Origin of the sequence: Microbulbifer bruguierae, assembly GCF_029869925.1 — a bacterium.
In the GTDB taxonomy this organism is placed as follows: Bacteria; Pseudomonadota; Gammaproteobacteria; order Pseudomonadales; family Cellvibrionaceae; genus Microbulbifer; species Microbulbifer bruguierae.
Genome location: NZ_CP118605.1, coordinates 4,198,151 through 4,217,491, shown reverse-complemented (window position 1 = coordinate 4,217,491; position 19,341 = coordinate 4,198,151). Strand labels below are relative to the sequence as shown.

Below are 19,341 nucleotides of genomic sequence, written 5' to 3'. Positions count from 1 at the left end.
CTTTCGCGGTGCCGCTGCGGCGGCCGTTTGCGCTCCCGCGAATTCGGGTTTCCATCCTGTCCGGCTGACGCAGTACACTCATCCCGATTTTGTACGGCAAATAAGAATAAAAACCTGTGTGATCCCGAGGATCCACAGCAGACTTCCATAAAAAATAACAACAGGAACCCGTGGAATTTTCCCGGTACAATTTTTCGCCGGAGCTCTGTCAGAAGCACCGGATTACCGAGAAAATCCCACGACGTTAGGGATGCATAGCGATGAATACTCATACCGACAGCGGGCACCCCGCCCGGCATTTCATTATTGCGGACGATCACCCCCTGTTCCGCAATGCCCTGCGCATGTCCATTCAGCAGACATTTCCCGGCGCGATCGTTTACGAGGCCTGTGATATGCAGAGCCTGCAACAGTGTGTGGCGGGGCATCCACACTGCGATCTGCTGTTGCTGGACCTGCACATGCCCGGCGCCCACGGTTTCAGCGGACTGATTTTCCTGAACGGCCAGTACCCACAACTACCGGTGATGGTGGTTTCCGCCAATGAAAAACCGGAAATCATGTGCCGCGCCATCGACTACGGCGCCTGTGGTTTTCTGCCAAAATCCGCGCCGGTGGCAGAGATCGCCCAGGCGCTGCAGCGCACGCTGGCAGGGGACATCTGGCTGCCGCCAACGGTGGCGGAGCGCTACGAATCCGGCGGCGCGACGAGTGATAATGGCGTGATAGATGTGATTGCCACCCTCACTCCGCAGCAGTTTCGTGTCGCCACCATGTTGGCGGAAGGATTGCTGAACAAACAGATCGCCTATGAAATGCAGGTGACCGAGGCCACGGTGAAGGCACACCTCACGGCGCTCTTCCGCAAGCTGGAGGTCAACTCGCGCACCCAGGCGGTACTGGCGTTGAGCAGTCTGGATGTGGAAGCGCCCGGGCAGTTTGCGCCGCCAGAAAAGCCCGACGAAAAGAGCCGGCAGCTGAACTGAACCAATTTATTTCACGCGACCGGAATCGCAGCATCAAACTCGCGCCAAGCGCCGCACCATATTGCGCAGCGCCGCCGGCTTCACCGGTTTCGGCAGATAGAGCCAGCCGCGCTCGGTGGCTGCACTGCGAATTTCTTCGGACGTATCCGCACTGACAAGAATTCCCGGCAGCTCGGTCTGCCAGTGCTTGCACAGGGCCTCCAGCGCATCGATACCGGTGGCATCGCGGTCGAGATGGTAGTCCGCAATCACCAGCGCCGGCGGTCTGCGCTGCCCCCAGCGGGCCAGAGCCTCTTCCAGTGAAACCGCAGTCTCCACCCGACAACCCCAGCCGCTGAGTAGGCTCTCCATGCCGCGCAGAATCTGCCGTTCGTTATCGATACACAGAACCGGTATTGCGGATACATTCACCACTTCGCCGATACTGGGCGCTTCCGCCTGGGTTTCCCTGGCTTCTCCCATCGGTACGCGGATGCTGAACATGGAGCCGCGCCCGGGCGTAGATTCGAGCCCCAACCGGTGCCCCAGCAAATCCGCACTGCGACGGGCGATGGCAAGGCCGAGCCCCAGGCCCTTGTCGGTGCCGCGCTCACTGCTGCCGATACGCACAAACTCGTCAAAAACCCGCTCGCGGGCCTCGCTGTCAATCCCCGGCCCGGTGTCCCACACCTGGATTTCCAGCACCGTGTTGCCGTCCTGTTCGCGGCGCCGGCGCACCCCCAGCAGTACGCGGCCGCGCGCGGTGTAGTTCAGTGCGTTGCTGAGAAAATTCTGCAAAATTCGCCACAATAAGTGACGGTCGCTGATTACCCAGGCGTCTGTGGGTACATAGTGCAGCGCCAGACCTCGCTCACCCGCGAGTACCGAGAACTCCCCGTTGAGTTCATCGAGCAGCTGGCGCAGAGGAAAATGATCCCGCTTTGGCGTCAGATTACCCGCGTCCAGACGACTGATTTCCCGCAGCCCGCCAATCAGTTGTTCGGCGGAGGTCAGAGCGCTGTCGATGTAGTGAATATCGTCGCCCATCTCTCGCCAGCTGCCGGCGGCGGCCTTGTTTTGCAGTGAGGCGATGAACAGGCGCGCGGCGTTGATGGGTTGCAGCAGGTCGTGGCTGGTGTGGGCGAGAAAACGGGTCTTGGCCGCGTGCAGTTCACGGATTTTCACCTCCGCTTCACCGCGGCGGCGGTTCTCGTCCTGCAGCGCGCGATTGCTTTCGGACAGTTCCGCGGTGCGCTGTTGCACCCGATCTTCCAGGCTGCGACGGGTTTCTTCCAGCGCGTCCACCGCCGCGCGGTATTCACTGATGTCGGTGAAGGTGGTGACGAAACCGCCACCGGGCATCGGGGTTCCGCGGACTTCGACGATGGCACCGGAGGGCAGGCGCCGCTCAAAGCGATGGGCACTGCCGTGGCGCAACAGGTCCAGACGCCGCTGTATATGCGCCTCCAGTGCTTCCGAGTCCTCACTGTCGCCATACAGGCCCCGCTCGGCGTTGTGGCGGTAGAGGGAGGCCACCGGGCAGCCGATATACAGCAACCGCTCCGGGTATTCGAACAATTCCAGATACTGACGATTCCAGGCCACCAGGCACAGGTCCGCATCCACCACGCTGATGCCCTGGCTGATGGTTTCCACCGTGGTCTGCAGCAGCTCCTGACTGAACCTCAGGCGCTGGGAGGTGCTGTCTACCAGTCGCGCGATATCCTCGAGCTGCAGCGGGCGGTTACTGTAGAGCAGTCCGACCACCTGATGCGCCGCCGCCGATCCCACAATACCCGCGAGGATGCGCTCCGCATCCGTAATGACAAAGCGCGCGGCGGCATCATCCGGCAACAGCCGTTGCTGGCTGCGGCGCTCGAAATCACCCCAGATTTCCTCGAGCCGCGCTGGGCCAACGAAAGGTTGCAGCAGACTGCGTACCTGGCCCATGGGGATACCGGTCAGAACCAGGTCCGGCGCTGGCTCACCGAACTGTTGCGGCGACACAAATGCCTCCGCCTGGCGCCGGTCATTCTCATTCTGCCGGCAGACCAGGGACACTCCCAGCAACAGAGCCAGGTTACCCAACAGGCTCCAGAATACCCCGTGGCTGAGTGGGTCCAGCGCCGACAATCCGAACAGCTGCTGCGGACGCAGTACCTCCAGTCCAAACAAACCGCGCGCCAGCAAAACTGCGTCGGGAAATACCGCGGGCAGCACCAGACAGAAAAACCACAAACCATAGCCCGCAATCAATCCCGCCCATACACCGCGCCGGTGCGCGCCGCGCCAATAGAGCGCGGCGATCAGCGGCGGTGCCAGTTGCGCTGCCGCCGCGAATGACAGCAAACCGATGGACGCCAGTGCTTCAGTACCGGAAATCGCGCGGTGCATGCCCCAGCTCATCAGCATCAATAACAGGATACTGAGCCGGCGGATCAGCCGCAGATGATTGCCCAGAGACACCGCGCTGAGGCGGGTGAAGCGACTCAGGTAGAGCCATACCGGCGCCACCAGCTCGTTGGACACCATCACCGCGAGCGTCAGCACGGCGACAATCACCATCCCGGTGGCGGCAGAAAAGCCACCAATATAGGCGAACATGGTGAGGGTAGTGTGGTCCCCCAGCAGCGGAAGAGTCAGCACCAGGCTGTCCGGCTCACTCAGCCCCGCCGCCACCAGCGGCTGGCCGGCGAGGGAGATGGGCAGGATCAGTACCGAGAACAGCATCAGATAAGCCGGCAACAGCCAGCGCGCGGTATTCAGGTCTGCGGGATTGCGATATTCCACCACCGCCATATGGAACTGCCGCGGCAGGCAGATGATCGCCGCCATCGCCAGCAGGGTCTGGGTGACGAAATTGATATCCGGCGCCAGCCACTGGAGGCTGGCGCGCCACTGCACGTCCGGCAGCCCACTGCCACCGGTAACCAGCAGCCACAGCGCCAGCACTGCGACCGCGGTGAAGGCGAAGAGTTTTACCAGCGACTCCAGGGCAATGGCCGCCACGACCCCCAGGTTGCGCTCGCGCCCTTCCAGGTGGCGGGTGCCGAACAGGATCGCAAACAGCCCCATCATCAGCGCGGTGGCGAGCGCGGTATCCAGGTTGGCGAAACGATCGCTGTCACCGCTGCTGCCACCAATCACATCCCAGCCCATGGTCACTGCGCGCAACTGCAACGCGATATAGGGGAGGCTGCCAACAATGGCGAGCAGTGTCACCAGCGCGGAAAGACCGCGGCTTTTGCCGTAGCGAGAACCGATAAAGTCGGCGATTGAGGTGACTTTCTGCCGCTCTCCCACCTGCACCAGTTTGCGCAGGAAGCCACCGGCAAACAGGAACAGGAGGATAGGCCCGAGGTAAATCGGCAGGTAACTCCAGGTATTGCTGAGGGACTGCCCGACCGCGCCAAAAAATGTCCAGGAACTGCAGTACACCGCCAGCGTAAGGCCGTAGATGATGGGCCGGAAGTGCTGCATCCACTGCTGATGCCGGCCCGCGCGCCACGCGACCACGAACAGCAGTACTACATACAGCAGAGCGAAAAGTAGTAACAGGGGTTTGCCGATCATGGATTCCTCGCGCACCAGGTCAGGACACCTGTATAACCGATGGCGAGGACCGGGGGCAATTGGAGAAAGGTCGAAATTGTATCCACAAAAACTGCACCCCAAAAAAAGTGCGGCGGGTCATCCCGCCGCACTTTTCCATGTCATTGGTGTTTCCGTTTTCCGCAATCGACTATTGCGTATCCCTTTCCTGTGCATTCATTTCTATAGCCTTCATCACCAATTCAGCATAGGCCGGATCCGCCTTGGCGAACTGCGCCAGCATCCGAGTCTGAATGGAGGAGTTTGCCCTGCTCAGGCCACCGGCAATATTGTCGGCAAGCTGCTGCTTCTGGTCGTCGCTCATCAGGCGGAACAGAGTCCCTGCCTGTGAGTAGTAGTCCTCACCGTCCTGGCTGTATGGCTTGATCCAGGCATCCTGTTCCAGCGGCATCGGTGGCTCGGCCACCTCGGGTACCGGAGCCGGTGCGCCCTGGTTGATGCGATCATTGGGATAGAAATTCACCTCGCTTCCCTGGTTAAGCGCCCCGCTACCTTCTTTGCCGGTGACGGGACACATACCCGCAAAAGCACCATCACGCTGGTAGTGATGTACCGGGCAACGCGGGGCGTTTACCGGAATATTGTTGACATTCGCACCCACCCGGTAGCGGTGCGCATCCTGATAGGCGAGCAACCGGGCCTGCAGCATTTTGTCCGGTGAAGCGCCAATGCCTGGCACCAGATTACTGGGGGCAAACGCGGCCTGCTCAGTTTCCGCAAAATAGTTCTCTACGTTGCGACTCAACTCCAACACACCGACATCCATCAGTGGTGCCTCGCTATGAGGCCAGACCTTGGTGAGATCAAATGGATTCACCGACAGTTTTTTCGCCTGATCCTCCGAGAGGATCTGCAGCTGTACCTTCCATTTGGGGTAGTCCCCCTGATCAATGGATTCCACCAGATCCTGCTGCGCGCCAAATGCGGGATAACCTGCGGCATCTTCACTGCGCACGTTCTTGATACCCTGCAGGGTTTTCAGGTGCCATTTCACCCAGAAACGCTCGCCCTTGCTGTTCCAGAAACTCAGTGTGTGCGAACCGAATCCATGCATATGGCGATAGCTGAGGGGAATACCGCGATCGGACATCAGGATTGTCATCTGGTGCAGGGACTGCGGGTGGTTGGCCCAGTATTCAAAACTCGCGGCGGGGTCCGGCAAATTGGTGCGCGGATTTTTTTTCTGGGAGTGAATGAAGTCCGGAAACTTGGACGGATCATTCAGAAAGAACACCGGCGTATTGTTACCGACCAGATCGAAATTACCTTCTCTGGTGTAGAACTTTACTGCAAAGCCGCGGGGATCCCGGGCGTAATCGCTCGAATCCTGGCCGCCGCCCACCGTGGAGAAACGCACAAACACCTCAGTATCCGTGCCCGCCTTTTGCAGGAAATCCGCAATGGTCCAGTCACTCAGGTCTTTATTGAGACGGAATGTCCCGTAAGCACCAGTACCTCGGGCATGCACTACCCGCTCTGGAATCCGCTCGCGATTGAAATGCGCGAGTTTTTCAAACACACGAAAGTTATCAAATGTCAGTGATCCGCGCTCACCTGCGGAAATACTGTTGTTGTCGTCGGCAACGGGTGCGCCGGCAGATGTGGTCAACTTGGTATGGGCCATTGAGTTACCTCGTTCATTCAAGCTTTCGTCTGCGCTTCAAAGTTTTCTTCTGAGCTTCGCTCTCCCACGTTGTCAGCAGCAAAAAATGCGCAGTAAGAATCTGAGCGGGGATTCTTCCCCCTCCGGTAAAAGTGACGCTTGATTCAGGTCAAGGGAAGCCGACAACAGCCCTGACCGACAAGTTTCAATACCGGCGGCGTGACGGAACGGACATATTCCAAGCAAGCTGAACGAATAATGACGAGATCAGAAGAGAACCTAAAAGAACAAGAGAGATATCGGCGAGATACGGAAAAAAAACAGGAGAGAAACTGGAAAGAAACAGGAAAGAAATAAAAAGGGCACTGTGCGCCATTCGTTTGACACCCATAGACGCTGAACTAGGCTCAATGCGGGAGTTTGACCCTTCGACAATAATCCAATGAGAATCGCGCCATGATCATTGCCACCGATATGCCCGAAGTCAGCCGCTGCGCGGCCACCGAATGCGCCTACAACAGCGACACTGCCTGCCACGCCCGCGCCATCACCATCGGCGACGGTGACGCCCCCGATTGCGACACTTTCTTCAGTAATAACCGCCATACCAAGCGCGAGCGCACCGCCGGAGTTGGCGCCTGCAAAATTACCGCCTGCAGCCACAATGTGGATTTCGAGTGCGGCGCGGACCAGATTGAGCTGGGTTACAGCGGCGATACCGTCAACTGTCTGACTTACGCTCACTGATCCGATTTTCCCACGTCGATTGTACCGATAGCAGCACCACGGATTTCCGCTTTTGACCGCACTGGGTTTGTCTTCATGGGTGCGAATCCACAGGTATTTCGCATATTGATTGCATATCGCACGTGAACGTTTAGATCAGTCAAGTCTTAAAAAAAAACCGGCGGACAATGCCCGCCGGTTTTTTTCTGACAAAGGTCAATACCGGATTATTCTTCCAGCGGTGGGTAGGCGTTCTCCACCAGTATCTGGAAGGCTTCCGGGAACCAGCGGCCCGCGTGCGGCGCATTGTCCAGTGCACCGGTACCGACAGAATTGTCGTAACGGTTCTGAGCGTTCGGGTCACACATTGGGTCGTGCTGCTTGGCCGGATCATTGGGGTCCGGTGTGAAGTTGGGATCGCTGACACCGTCGGACTCACCTTGCGGTTTCACCCAGACATAGGCATCGATTCCTGCTGCCGGCGCTGCCTGTGGACGGAAACCGACACCGCCGGCCTGGTTGCACCAGTTACCGCGATGAACCCGGCGATCGATCCGCGACTCGTTCACAAAGGTATTGAGATCGGTACTGGTGGATTGCCCAGTGGGTCGACCTGCGCCGCCCCAGCCGTTGCGGCCGGTATCGATCAGCATTCCGATGGTGCTGGGGGCACCGCGCGCAATCATGGCATCGCGCCAGTCCTGGGCGAAGGTCAACTCTTCCAGGTAGTCGTTCCACTCATAGAAGTCCGCCGAGCGCACCGGCTGGCCGCCCACATTCACGGTCGGATCCGGCAGATAGGGTTCTTCCACCGGGGTGTAGTTGGCCGAGTTGCTGACAAAACCGGCGACGCTATCCCAGCCTGCATCCGTGCTTTCCACTACCTCGCCAATCAGGTTCACCGCCGGGCCGAAATTGCTGCTCCAGCCGAGCCAACCAGAGTGGGCAATATCGATGTAGGAGTAGACGTTGTCGAGCTGTGACAACTGATTGAGCGCATAGCGGATACCATCGCGGTAACCACCGGGACCACTGGCTTCCTGACACTCGGGCAAACTGATATTGGTAATCAGGTTGGGCAGCGAATCCACCTCAATGATGGTAACGATATTCAGATCCGCATAAGCCGGATCCGCGAGTATCTCCACCAGCGGGTTGATGTATTCCAGCTGGTAGCGCTCGAAACCGTTTTCGGCAATCAGCAGCTCACCGTTAGAGGCCAGTGCGGCGCAGTCGCGATTGGGGAGGTTGTAGACCACCACCATAAACAGGTCTGCTCCCTGAGCCAGCGCTTCGTCCAGGTGACCACGCAGACCCAGGCCATCGGTGAGCGCGCCGATACGATCCATCCACACCGCGGAGCTGACGTTGGCAATGGCGGCACCACCCGGCTCATTCATGGCATTCGCGGCCCAGTCCGGGTTTACATACCACTTGCTTGAAGCAGCGAACGGGTTATCGTGGCGCAAGCCAGTGCCGCTGGAGCCACCAGAAGAGCTGCTTGAGCTGGAACTTCCACCCGAGGAAGAACTGGAAGACGAAGAGCTGGAAGAGGAAGACGAACTGGAAGAGGAAGAGCTCGACGAGGAGGAGCTGCTCGAAGAACTGCTACTCGAAGAGCTGCTTGAGGAGCTACTGCTAGAAGAACTACTGCTCGAAGAACTGCTGGAGGAAGATCCACCAGAAGAGCTGCCGCCGCCCTCCCCTTCTACAGTGACGTCCACTGCAGGCTGGCCACCGGGAAAGGCGATAAAGCCCACACTTACCTGGCCACCCGCAGGAATCTGATTGTTGTAGCCGGCGGAGGCAACCATATAGTTGTCACCGCTGTGGGAGGTAATTACACCATTCCACATGTTATTGATGTCCACCGGCATATCGAACTCAAGGGTCCAGTCTGTCAGCGGCGCATCGCCGTCATTGACCACGGTGATTTCTCCCTGGAAACCACCACCCCAGTCATTGACGACTTTCATGGTTGCCTGGGCGGCGAAGGCCTGGACCCCGTAAAACAGGGATCCCAGCGCGCACACGCACGCCAGCAACAACTTTTCCGTTGTGCGTTGTTTTTTAAACAGGTTCATGATCGCTATCCGTAAGATTATTTTTTTAGAAAATGAACATCGCGGAGAAACCGGCGCCCGCAATTCGGGCACCGGTACTTCAGGGCCTGTATTTACTCGGAGGAAGAATTGCTCCACAGGCGGTTCAGCAGATTGGTTTTACGCTGGTCGAAGTCGAGCCACTCGCCCCAACCGGTGGTGTTGCTCTGCGGATCGTAGGCGTGGCCATACCAGCCGCCGGTGTCACCGGATTCCGGGTTGATGGACCAGTAGCAGCCCTGGATATTTTCCTCGACCATGTAATCGACGAAGATCTCCTGCCACTGCTGATCAATTCCCGGAGTGATGTGTCCCCAACGCGCCTGATCGCGCAGGGTGGCTTTATTCGGCCAGTCCATGTTGCCGCCGAACTCGCCAACAACCACCGCGTAGCCCTGATCGCGCAGGTAGCCGAAGTGCTCTTCCCAACCTGAGCGCATGTGTTCGGCGTCCAGCACGATATTACAGTTGGCATCACCGGCTTCATCGCCTTCCAGACCTTCACACTCTGGCTGCGCGGCTACATCCATGTAACTGGCCTGCACGAATACCGACGGGCCGTAGGTGTGCGGAGACCAGACCAGGCGATCCTTCGGTACGTCGGGCAGGTTGTCGCCGGCCTCGAACAGGTTTTCACCCCAGTTCGGGTTGGTGGAGACATCACCGTGGGGAACCTGGGTGATGGTTTCCGGGGTACCGTCCTGGTTGTTGGCGGTGGCGGAAATACCCTGTACGAACAGCAGCGTGTCCTGGTTGACTTCATTGATGGCGACGTAGGCGTCTTCCACCAGGCTCTTCCAGTCTTCCCAGGTGTAATCCCACGGCTCGTTGAAAATATCGATACCGATAATGTTGTCGACACCCAGTTGCTGTTCCAAGCTGGCCAGTTCACGCAGGTTGTCGAGCCAAATGTCACGGTCATAAGCCTGAACGCGGGTTACACCATCCGGATTGTTGGTGGCGGCACAGGAGCTGTCTTCCCGCGGGAAGTCGTACATATCGCGGGTGCGATCCACATAGGGTGGGCGCGCATCCAGACGTCCGGCACGCCAGCCGACGTAGTTGGAGCAGGAGTGAATATCCAGCATCACCTCAATGTTGTTCGCATCCGCAGCAACGATAAACTCTTCCATCGCCTGGCGGGCATTGGGCACCAGCACCGAAGCGTGGTTTTTCAGCACACTGCCGCTACCTTGGGGATCGTTTGGATCCAGCGTCTGTGGCGCTACCGGGAAGCGCACCACGTTCACGCCCATCGCAGTAATTTCACTCATTGTCTGCTGAATGGTGCGGCCAGTGCCGGAGTTGCCATTGGCCCAGAAGGTGTTACCGATATACAGCTCCATCGGCGCACCGCTGGGGTTACCCGCATCATTGGACGGCTCGTGACGGCCCTCGAGGCCAAACCAGGAGCCACAGTTCATCGGAATGACCTCTCCGTTTTTGGTGATGTTGCCCGAGTCGTTCACACGGAAACGACCGGCGCCCGAAGAGCTGCCTCCGGAAGAGGAACTGGAGGAACTGCCGCTGGAACTGGAGCTAGAACTGCTGCCACCGGAACTACTGGAGGAACTCGAGGAGCTGCCACCGGAGCTACTGGAAGAGCTCGATGAACTCGAGGAACTGGAAGAGCTCGACGAGCTGCTGGAAGAGCTACTGGAGGAACTGGAGGAACCGCCGGAAGACGAACCACCGCCATCACCATCCACCGTCACCACTACCGGAGACTGACCACCGGGAAAAGCGATGAAGCCCACCGATACCTGCGCGCCCGGCGCGATCGTATTGTTGTAGGCTGCTGCCCCAACTACATACTGACTGGCGCTCTGGGATTCGATAACCCCGTTCCACAAGTTATTGATGTTCACGTCCATATTGAACGTTAACGACCAGTTGGTGAGAGGTTCATTACCATCATTGACGACCAGGATTTCTCCCTGAAAGCCGCCACCCCAATCATTGATAATCCGCATTTCCGCCTCTGCTGCCAACAGTGCGACAGAGGATGTACCCAGCCACAGGGCCAGACCGGCCTGGGCGAAGGCGCGGTACAGCGATCGACGCTGTATTACCGGCGTTCGTGCCATTCCCATTGTTATTTCTTCCATCACTTCTCTCCAAATCGCTGAGATTCATTTCAGTTATTGTGTGTTACAGATATGAACCGCTCCCGCCCAGAACAGCGAGAGCGGGTTGCGGCCCATTCCATCGTTGGCGTCCTGCCTTTTACCGCTCCTTCACTTCTCTTGTGCAGCGGACGATCCCGCCCGCTCTACTGCAAAAAAAACCATCCTGTGTGAGAGTTACTGCGATACGTTTACCTGTGTGTCTCTACCGGCGCGTCGACCAGCGAATACACCCGCTTATGCACGTCATCCTCGCGCAAAAACTCCAGCTGTAATTCGCCGAAATCCGACAGATACGTCATATCGATAATTTCACCCGTATCACGGTCGAGCATCCGGTATCCACTGCCATCGGGAAGACTGAATGCGAGGCTTTTCCGATCTTCCTCGGTAAGCTTTCCGTCGCCGTTGGTATCCTGATCGAGTAATTGATACAGGATGCGTACGGTGGTCGCGCCGTAGCCCACATTGTTGTGATACAACGGCCAGTAACCGGTGACGATCTGGGTGTTATTGGAAAACAGACGGCGGGGAAGAATGCCGTCGCGGATAAAGAACTCGATATTGCGTATCGGCCCATCGCCCGCGGCTCCGGCATGCAGCTCACGCAATTGAATGGAAATACCGAGCAGGTCCACCGACTTTACCGCGAGCACTTCTTCTGCCGCCTGCTCGGAATAACCGGACGCCTCCAAGAGCGCCGTTCCTTCCCGCTCTACCGTCGCGGGTACGGCAGTCGTCCGGGAAATTTCTTGCTTCTGGATTGAAGTGTCGCTTTCCGTTGTTCGGCCATCGGTTTGGTTGGCTATCAGCGTCCACAGGATTACAGACAGCGTCAGCACAATGACCAGCAACGAAAGCAGACTCACCCAGTCTTTGCGCCACGTATCGGGAATAGCGAGTGAATTCACGGTTTGACCACCAGTATTGAATTGGGAGAAACACCATCAAACAACCGGTATTCCGCTCCATCGTTCAGGTCTTTCACCATCAGTGAAAATTTCCGCGCCCCGAGATGCTCCGACTGCAGATAGGCAATCCGGTTTTCCGCGAGTACCACCGGGGCCCGTGCGGAAACCTGGTCCCGGGTAAGATTCTGTTGCTGTCCATTCAGGTCAGAGCGAAACAGCTGCATCGCACCCTGATAGACTTTTCGCTGTGATACCTCGTCGAAATAAAGCCGGTAGTCCACCAGGGCTGCATATAGCAGCGACTGTCCATCTGGAGACCAGCTCAGGGGGTTCTGAACCTGTTGGTTCGCGGTGGAAAGACGTGTCGCTTTGCCGGTCTGCACATTGAACAAGTGCAGGCTGCGAACGCCTTTGGTGTCGGGGTGGAAGATATAAGAGAGCCACTCCCCATTCGGCGACCAGCGCACACCATCCACACTCCCCCCAACCACCGCATTCTCCCGCGGGCGCTCGTCAAGGGCGTCCTTGCGACGTGGAAACGTCTTTAATTCCTGCAGGGTTATCAAGCCTTTGAGGCAATCCGTCTCGCAAAGAGCAAGTACGATTTTTCCCTGCTCCGAATTGCGCGCGGCAATTGCTACCCCATGGCCGTCTGGCGACCAATCGAAATCCAGAATCTCCGCCGCGGCATACAGCACTCGCTCCGCACCAGCATCCAGATCCAACACCACCAGCTGCTCACGACTGCGCACAAATGCCACCCGGTGTCCGTCAGGACTGAATCGCGGCAACATCTCGTCTTGTGGTGTCGCTGTCAGCTTTTGCAACGCCCACTGGTCGCTTCCCTGCTCGCTTCCGGGCGATGACTTCGCGAGATAAATATCGAACATTTCCCGCGTTCGCTCGATATCCATAGCTTCCGACGCTTCCCGGTTGGAAGAAAAAACCACGGTACCGTCGGCTGCCACATCCGCATCAAGATCCCGCCAACGAATATTTTCCGTAATTTTTTTCAGACCGTTCTGGCGAATCGCATTCTCATCTTGAGCTTCGTTCATGGACACGGAATATATGTTCGATACCGGCCCCATTACTTTCGCGGAGAACACAATTTCCTCCGCTAGAGAAGATGCAGAAAACGTACACGCACCAACAATTACAACCCCGAAAAAACGAGAAATCAGCCAGCAGATACCACTCGAAAACTGTTTTTTCTGCAGTCGCAGACTATCCATGACACCCCGTGATCATCACGTTTATCCACAAAATAAACTTGCGTAACTTGCGCAATTTGCGCACCTGTACCAATCAGGTGACATCCGCACTGTTGCAACGTGCCTGAAATCCAAATCAACCCCACAAAAAGATGACTTGTGAGCCAAATTTTCAGAAATGCGGAAGTCAGGCGGCGGAAAAAAACGGGATGTGAAAAGAACGGCAACAAATGCGACAACATCGTCACACGTGTTTTGTGGAAAATTCCATGAGGATATTCAGGCCCTTGTAGAGATCACCGACAACAGAATCAGAGGGCACTGGATAGAAAAATCCCGGCACGGAGGCCGGGATCAGAAGGAGGGTAAGAAAAGTTTTTCAGCTGACTTTTTCGCCGTGCGCCTGTTTGTCGGCATGGTAGGAAGAACGCACCATCGGGCCACAGGCCGCGTGTTTGAAGCCAATCTGTTCCGCATAGCGGCGATATTCTTCGAATTCGTCCGGGTGTACGAAGCGCTGAACTGGCAGGTGCTCTTTACTCGGCTGCAGATACTGGCCGATGGTGAGCATGTCGATATCGTGCTCGCGCATATCGTCCAGTACTTCGAAAATCTCTTCTTTGGTTTCACCCAGACCGACCATCAGGCCGGATTTGGTGAGCACGTCCGGGCGGCGCTTTTTGTATTCCTGCAGCAGCTTCAGCGACCACTTGTAGTTGGCCCCGGGACGGGATTCACGGTAGAGACGCGGCACGGTTTCCAGGTTGTGGTTAAACACATCCGGTGCTTCTGCTTCCAGAATATCCAGAGCCACTTCCATACGACCACGAAAATCCGGCGTGAGAATTTCCACCTGCAGATTCGGCGACAGTGCGCGGGATTGCTTGATACAGTCGGCAAAGTGCTGGGCGCCGCCGTCACGCAGGTCATCGCGGTCCACCGAGGTGATCACTACGTAGCGCAGACTCATGGCGGCAATCGCCTCTGCCAGGTGCTGAGGCTCGTTGGGATCCAGCGGATTCGGTTTACCGTGGCCCACATCGCAGAAAGGACAGCGGCGGGTACAGATTTCACCCATGATCATGAAGGTGGCAGTACCGCCACTGAAGCACTCACCGAGGTTCGGGCAGCTCGCCTCTTCGCACACAGTGGCGAGTTTCTGCGAGCGCAGGATACTCTTGATCCGCTCGACTTCCTTCGCGGCCTTCTGGGAAGGCACCTTGACGCGAATCCAGTCCGGCTTACGCAGGGTCTGGTCGCTGGCGATTACCTTTACCGGGATACGCTCCACTTTGTCGCCATCGCGCAGCTTTTCACCCTGCTGCAGGCGGCGGGTACGTTTTACCGGCACGATTTCCGGCTGCCCGGTCTCCACTTGCTCTGTTTCCACCTGTACGGTGTCCGGCTGTGAAGTTTCCGGCGTTTCGGCATCCAATCTTTCAGACATTGCTCGTTCCTGATTCGGTGTCGGGCACCAAAAACATATTCTCTTCCACCGGCTGCCAACTGGCTTCCGGCAATTGCAAGGTGCGCTGTAGCGCCGCCACAAAAATTTCCGCCACAGCCAGCCAATCCGGGGTGGGCTTGATGATCTCCGCCATCTGCACCATCTGCATGCCCGCGTATCCACAGGGGTTGATCCGCAGGAAGGGCGCTAGATCCATATCGATATTGATCGCGATACCGTGGAAGCTGCATCCACGGCGTACCCGCAGGCCAATGGAGGCAATCTTGTTGCCGGCGCGGGGGCCATCGCCGAGGTAAACACCTGGTGCATCGGCGCGCGGTGCAGCGGTAATTCCAAACTCCGCCAGCATATCGACGGTGGCCTGCTCCAGCGCGGTCACCAGATCGCGTACACCAATTTTGCCGCGACGCAGGTCCAGCAGTGGGTAAACCACCAGCTGGCCAGGACCGTGATACGTCACCTGACCGCCGCGATCCACCTGCACCACCGGAATATCACCGGTATTGAGGAGGTGCTCGGCCTTGCCAGCCTGGCCCTGGGTAAAGACCGGGGGATGCTCCACACACCAGATCTGATCCACGGCCTCTTCGCCGCGGGTATCGGTGTAGTGGGCCATGGCGCGCCATACACTTTCGTAATCGCGTCGGCCCAGGTTGCAAATGACCGGTTTCAAAGCCGTCATCAAAGTACCATATGCACGCGTGGATGAGCCTTCAGCTCATCAAACAACGCCTGCAGTTGCGGCTCGCCGGTAGCCAGGATAAAGAAGGTTACCGAAGTGAACTTACCGTTGCGACTGGGCGTGAGCTTCAGTTTGCTCTCATCCAGGTCGGGGGCGTGACGGCGCATGACTTCCATGACGAAGGTATGCACCTCGTCATCAGACTCGCGCACCACCTTGACCATATAGTCAACGCAGGGAAACTCAATTTTGGGAGGCTGCTGCTCTTGGGTCATACCACACTCACGTGGCCGCAGGTCGGAAGTGGAGGCGCAGGGCTGAGCCCAGCGGAGGTTGCGGCCGGGCGGCGATTATACAGTGATGACCGGGGACTGGACAGGGAGGAAAAATTGCAGATGAAACGGCTATGAGATGGCCGACAGGGGAAAGGGATGCCCGCCACCAGATGGTGCCGGGCTGTGAATATACCGTCAGTTGTTACTGAACCGTAGCTCCAGAAAAGTTGTAACCGGCAAGTCGTTACTGGAAGAAGCCCATCACAAAGCGCTTGATGGAATCCCACAGGCGCTTGAAGAAACCGGCCTTTTCAACGTCTTCTGACACTACTGCAGGTACGTCAGCGACGGTTGCGCCATCCAGGGTCACCACAACCTTACCCACCTGCTGCCCCTTGGCCAGCGGCGCTTTAAGCTCGCCGTCGATGATCAGGTCAGCCTTGATGCTCTCTTCACCGCCGCGGGGAATGGTGACAAACACATCGTTCTTCACCGCAACACCCACGGAGTCGGCCTTGCCGCCCCACACGCGCTCGGTCTGCAATACATCGTTGCTGCCGTATACCTTGTGGGTCTGGTAGTAGCGAAAACCGTATGCCAGCAGCTTCTGGGTCTCGGCGGCGCGTTTCTCGTCGCTTTCGGTTCCCACCACTACGGAAATCAGACGCATGCCCCGCTTCACCGCGGAAGCCACCAGGCAGTAACCGGCCTCTTCGGTATGACCGGTCTTGATGCCATCTACCGCCGGGTCACGCCACAACAGGCGGTTGCGGTTCGGCTGATTGATGCCGTTGAAGTTGAAGTACTTCTCCGAGTAGAGCGCGTAGTGGCTCGGGTGATCGTTAATCAGTGCGCGGGCCAGCTTGCCCAGGTCGCGAGCGGTAGTCATATGCCCGTCGGCCGGCCAACCGGTCGCATTCACAAAATGGGTATCGTTCATACCCAGGAGCTGCGCCTGCTGGTTCATGACTTCGGCGAAAACTTCTTCGCTGCCGGAAACGAACTCGGCGAGGGCGATACTGGCGTCGTTACCGGACTGCACGATCACCCCGCGCAACAGATCAATCACCGGCACCTTGTCGCCCACCTTGACGAACATTTTGGAACCGCCCATACGCCAGGCTTTTTCCGAAATATTCACCAGATCCTGTTCTTTGATGGCACCTTTATCCAGCTCTTCTGACACGATGTAACTGGTCATCATTTTGGTGAGGCTGGCAGGAGGGATCTGCTTGTCGGCATCGTGCTCCACCAGCACCTGACCGGTATGGGCATCAATCAACAGGTAAGCGGTGGCCGCCAGCTGGGGCGGCGCGGGTATCAGCGGTTTATCAGCCTGGGCCACACTGGTGCTGACAATCAGGAGCAGACAGGCGAATAAGCGTTTGAACATGGGTCTCTCTTTATCCTTGCGTTCATTTTCAGGGCTTGTCTGAAAATCTACTTTGGGTAAGCCAGGTGGCATCCGCTCACGGTGATTTTCAGAGGTGCCCAAGTCTCAAAAACCCGGCTCCCGCCGGGGTGTGCGCTGCGGTAAATCAATGACCGAGCAGATCGGTCCAATAACCGCCATCAACGCACCTCAATCAACCACAACCTGCGGCTGACCATAATCCTGTTGCTCCACCGATTCCCGCAAGGCGGCCAGAGCCCGTTGCTGGGCAATAGGGCCAATGCGCACCCGATAGAGCATCTTTCCGTCGCGCTTAACCGGGCTGACGGATACAGGATAGCCGAAGGCAGCAGCGAGCTGTCCGCGGACCTCCTCGGCCTGGCTGGCAGAGCCGTAAGCGCCAACCTGCAGATAGGTATTCTCGGGCAGTTTGAAGCTGGCATCTTCCGGAAGCCCGTTGCCCGCGGCGGCCTTTTCCTTCGCCAGCATTTCAGTGGCACTCGGCAGGCTGGCCGGGTCCAGCGCTTCCACTTCCACCCGTGCAACCCCTCGATCGATATAACCGAGCTTCTGTGCCGCAGTGTAACTCAGGTCGATGATACGACCGGGTACAAAGGGACCGCGATCGTTGATACGAACAATGATGCTGCGGCCGTTGTCCAGGTTGGTGACCTTGGCGTAGCTCGGCAGCGGCAGGGTTTTGTGCGCGGCCGACAGGGCGTACATGTTATACACTTCGCCGTTGGCCGTCTTGCGACCATGGAATTTGGTGCCATACCAGGACGCTTTACCGCGCTCGCGGTAGCCCTTCACGCCCTTTAGCACCTGGTATTTGACCCCGTTCACAACGTAGGGAGATTTGTTGCCGGCAACCCCAATGGGTTCGCGCACCGGCGTTACTTCCGGTGCAGCCAACATGTCCACGGGCGCGGCGGGACCGCTGTCGCGGACCTGATCGAAAGGTACATTTCCAGCTGTACCCGTATCGGTACCGCCTTCAGATTTGTCTTTGGTTGACAGGGGCACGGTGCTACACGCAGAAAGCAGTGTTAACGCACACGCGGCACCCAGCCGGGTAAATTTCCCGACGGCTATTTTTTTCATGAACTTCCCCCGGAGCGGGTCAAACAACGCCCGCAACCGCGATTTATCCTGTTATTTATTCCGCTACGGGCGTACCCAGCGCTCGAAAACGGTTATTTGCGATTGGCTTCCGTGCCGTTATTCAGGAGCGCCCACCGCGCGCCTTGATGATTTCCTGTCCCAGCTCGTATACCGCCATGGCATACAGCCGGCTGTGGTTGTAGCGGGTAATAGTGTAGAAATTATTCAGTCCAATCCAGTACTGCTGCCCATCTTGAGTATCCAGTGAAAATACGTTGGCCGGCATATCCTTGGTTACTTGGGCGGTGGTAGGGAAACCTTTCGCCTCCAACTCGCCGATGGTCCATTGAGGTTCAAGGTTGTCGTTGACGATGGTCATGTCCGCATTCGGCAGAGGTTGGGTGATCACTGCAATTGGCTCACCGGGCTTCCATCCGTGCTCGACAAAATAATTCGCCACACTGCCGATGGCGTCTTCGGTATCGGTCCAGATATCCACCCGACCGTCACCGTTAAAATCCACCGCAAAATTGCGGTAACTGGACGGCATAAACTGACCGAACCCCATGGCACCGGCGTAGGAACCTTTCAGACTGAGGGGATCAATTTTTTCATCCCGGGTCAGCAGCAGGTAGTCTTCCAGTTCCTTGGTGAAGAATTTGGCGCGACGCGGATAATTGAAGGCCAGGGTCGTCAGCGCATCAATCACCCGGTAATGGCCCATATTCCCACCGTAGCGTGTTTCCACGCCGATGACCGCCACGATCATCTCTGGTGGGACACCGTATTTTTCTTCAGCAGCTTTCAGCACATCGGAATTTTTGTCCCAGAAATCCACACCGCCGCGAATGCGCGCATCGGTCAGAAAAACTTTGCGGTATTCGCGCCACGGCTTGGCTTTTTCTGCGGGGCGCTTGATGACCTTGAGAATCGACTCTTTGCGTCTGGACTCCTGAATCAGGGCCTGCAGCTCATCGCGATTGAAATTGTGCTCAGCCACCATGTAATCCACAAAGGCTTTGGCCTGGACATTATCTCCATGTCCCTGCTCCTGGGCGCAGGCAGTGAGTACTAACCCCAAAGCCGCCAGTAATCCTGTGGTCCATTTCACAACAACCGCTCCTGTTCCCAAGCGAGTACTTCCCACTAATTCCCCCATT

At 57.5% G+C, this 19,341-nt stretch carries 14 protein-coding genes; 2 read left to right on the top strand and 12 right to left on the bottom strand.

All coding sequences use genetic code 11. The features are described from left to right. The first annotated feature begins 260 nt into the window (after positions 1-260). Positions 261-986, top strand: a complete 726-nt coding sequence (locus tag PVT68_RS17220) for a response regulator transcription factor (RefSeq protein ID WP_280320268.1) — start codon at positions 261-263, stop codon at positions 984-986. A 33-nt stretch (positions 987-1,019) separates the two neighbouring features. Here the strand turns inward: PVT68_RS17220 and PVT68_RS17215 are convergent, their stop codons facing one another. Both PVT68_RS17215 and PVT68_RS17210 read right to left on the bottom strand, forming a co-directional pair. Beyond that, positions 1,020-4,553, bottom strand: a complete 3,534-nt coding sequence (locus tag PVT68_RS17215) for a hybrid sensor histidine kinase/response regulator (RefSeq protein ID WP_280320267.1) — start codon at positions 4,551-4,553, stop codon at positions 1,020-1,022. Positions 4,554-4,707: 154 nt separating this feature from the next. Beyond that, positions 4,708-6,201, bottom strand: coding sequence for a catalase (locus PVT68_RS17210; protein WP_280320264.1), 1,494 nt, complete (start codon positions 6,199-6,201; stop codon positions 4,708-4,710). 435 nt (positions 6,202-6,636) lie between these two features. Between PVT68_RS17210 and PVT68_RS17205 the strand changes: the two genes are divergently transcribed. Continuing rightward, entirely contained in the window at positions 6,637-6,927 is a 291-nt protein-coding gene (locus PVT68_RS17205) for a DUF1540 domain-containing protein (RefSeq protein WP_280320262.1), read from the top strand. Between the two features lie 206 nt (positions 6,928-7,133). Here the strand turns inward: PVT68_RS17205 and PVT68_RS17200 are convergent, their stop codons facing one another. From PVT68_RS17200 to mltB, 10 genes are all read right to left on the bottom strand, one after another. After that, on the bottom strand, positions 7,134-8,990 hold the full coding sequence (locus PVT68_RS17200; RefSeq protein WP_280320260.1) for a glycoside hydrolase family 6 protein: 1,857 nt from the start codon (positions 8,988-8,990) through the stop codon (positions 7,134-7,136). A 92-nt stretch (positions 8,991-9,082) separates the two neighbouring features. Next, complete coding sequence (locus PVT68_RS17195; protein WP_280320258.1) at positions 9,083-11,116, bottom strand: cellulase family glycosylhydrolase; 2,034 nt, start codon at positions 11,114-11,116, stop codon at positions 9,083-9,085. A 209-nt stretch (positions 11,117-11,325) separates the two neighbouring features. Continuing rightward, a complete protein-coding gene (locus PVT68_RS17190) occupies positions 11,326-12,045 on the bottom strand; it encodes a hypothetical protein (RefSeq protein WP_280320257.1) in 720 nt (239 codons plus the stop codon). After that, positions 12,042-13,103: a TolB-like translocation protein gene (locus PVT68_RS17185; protein WP_280320255.1), complete on the bottom strand. Its 1,062-nt coding sequence runs from the start codon at positions 13,101-13,103 to the stop codon at positions 12,042-12,044. The genes PVT68_RS17190 and PVT68_RS17185 overlap by 4 nt, the downstream gene beginning before the upstream one ends. Before the next feature lie 535 nt (positions 13,104-13,638). Then, a complete protein-coding gene (lipA, locus tag PVT68_RS17180) occupies positions 13,639-14,706 on the bottom strand; it encodes a lipoyl synthase (RefSeq protein ID WP_280320253.1) in 1,068 nt (355 codons plus the stop codon). Then, positions 14,699-15,409, bottom strand: coding sequence for a lipoyl(octanoyl) transferase LipB (gene lipB, locus PVT68_RS17175; RefSeq protein ID WP_280320252.1), 711 nt, complete (start codon positions 15,407-15,409; stop codon positions 14,699-14,701). Before lipB ends, lipA begins: the two co-directional genes overlap by 8 nt. Then, the gene (locus PVT68_RS17170; protein ID WP_280320250.1) at positions 15,409-15,684 is read right to left on the bottom strand and encodes an HP0495 family protein; all 276 of its coding nucleotides are present in this window, start codon (positions 15,682-15,684) and stop codon (positions 15,409-15,411) included. The genes lipB and PVT68_RS17170 overlap by 1 nt, the downstream gene beginning before the upstream one ends. Positions 15,685-15,928: 244 nt before the next feature. Then, positions 15,929-17,077, bottom strand: coding sequence for a D-alanyl-D-alanine carboxypeptidase family protein (locus PVT68_RS17165; RefSeq protein WP_280320248.1), 1,149 nt, complete (start codon positions 17,075-17,077; stop codon positions 15,929-15,931). Between the two features lie 189 nt (positions 17,078-17,266). Beyond that, on the bottom strand, positions 17,267-18,181 hold the full coding sequence (locus tag PVT68_RS17160; RefSeq protein WP_280320246.1) for a septal ring lytic transglycosylase RlpA family protein: 915 nt from the start codon (positions 18,179-18,181) through the stop codon (positions 17,267-17,269). Between the two features lie 121 nt (positions 18,182-18,302). Beyond that, entirely contained in the window at positions 18,303-19,292 is a 990-nt protein-coding gene (mltB, locus tag PVT68_RS17155) for a lytic murein transglycosylase B (RefSeq protein WP_280320245.1), read from the bottom strand. Positions 19,293-19,341: the final 49 nt, after the last annotated feature.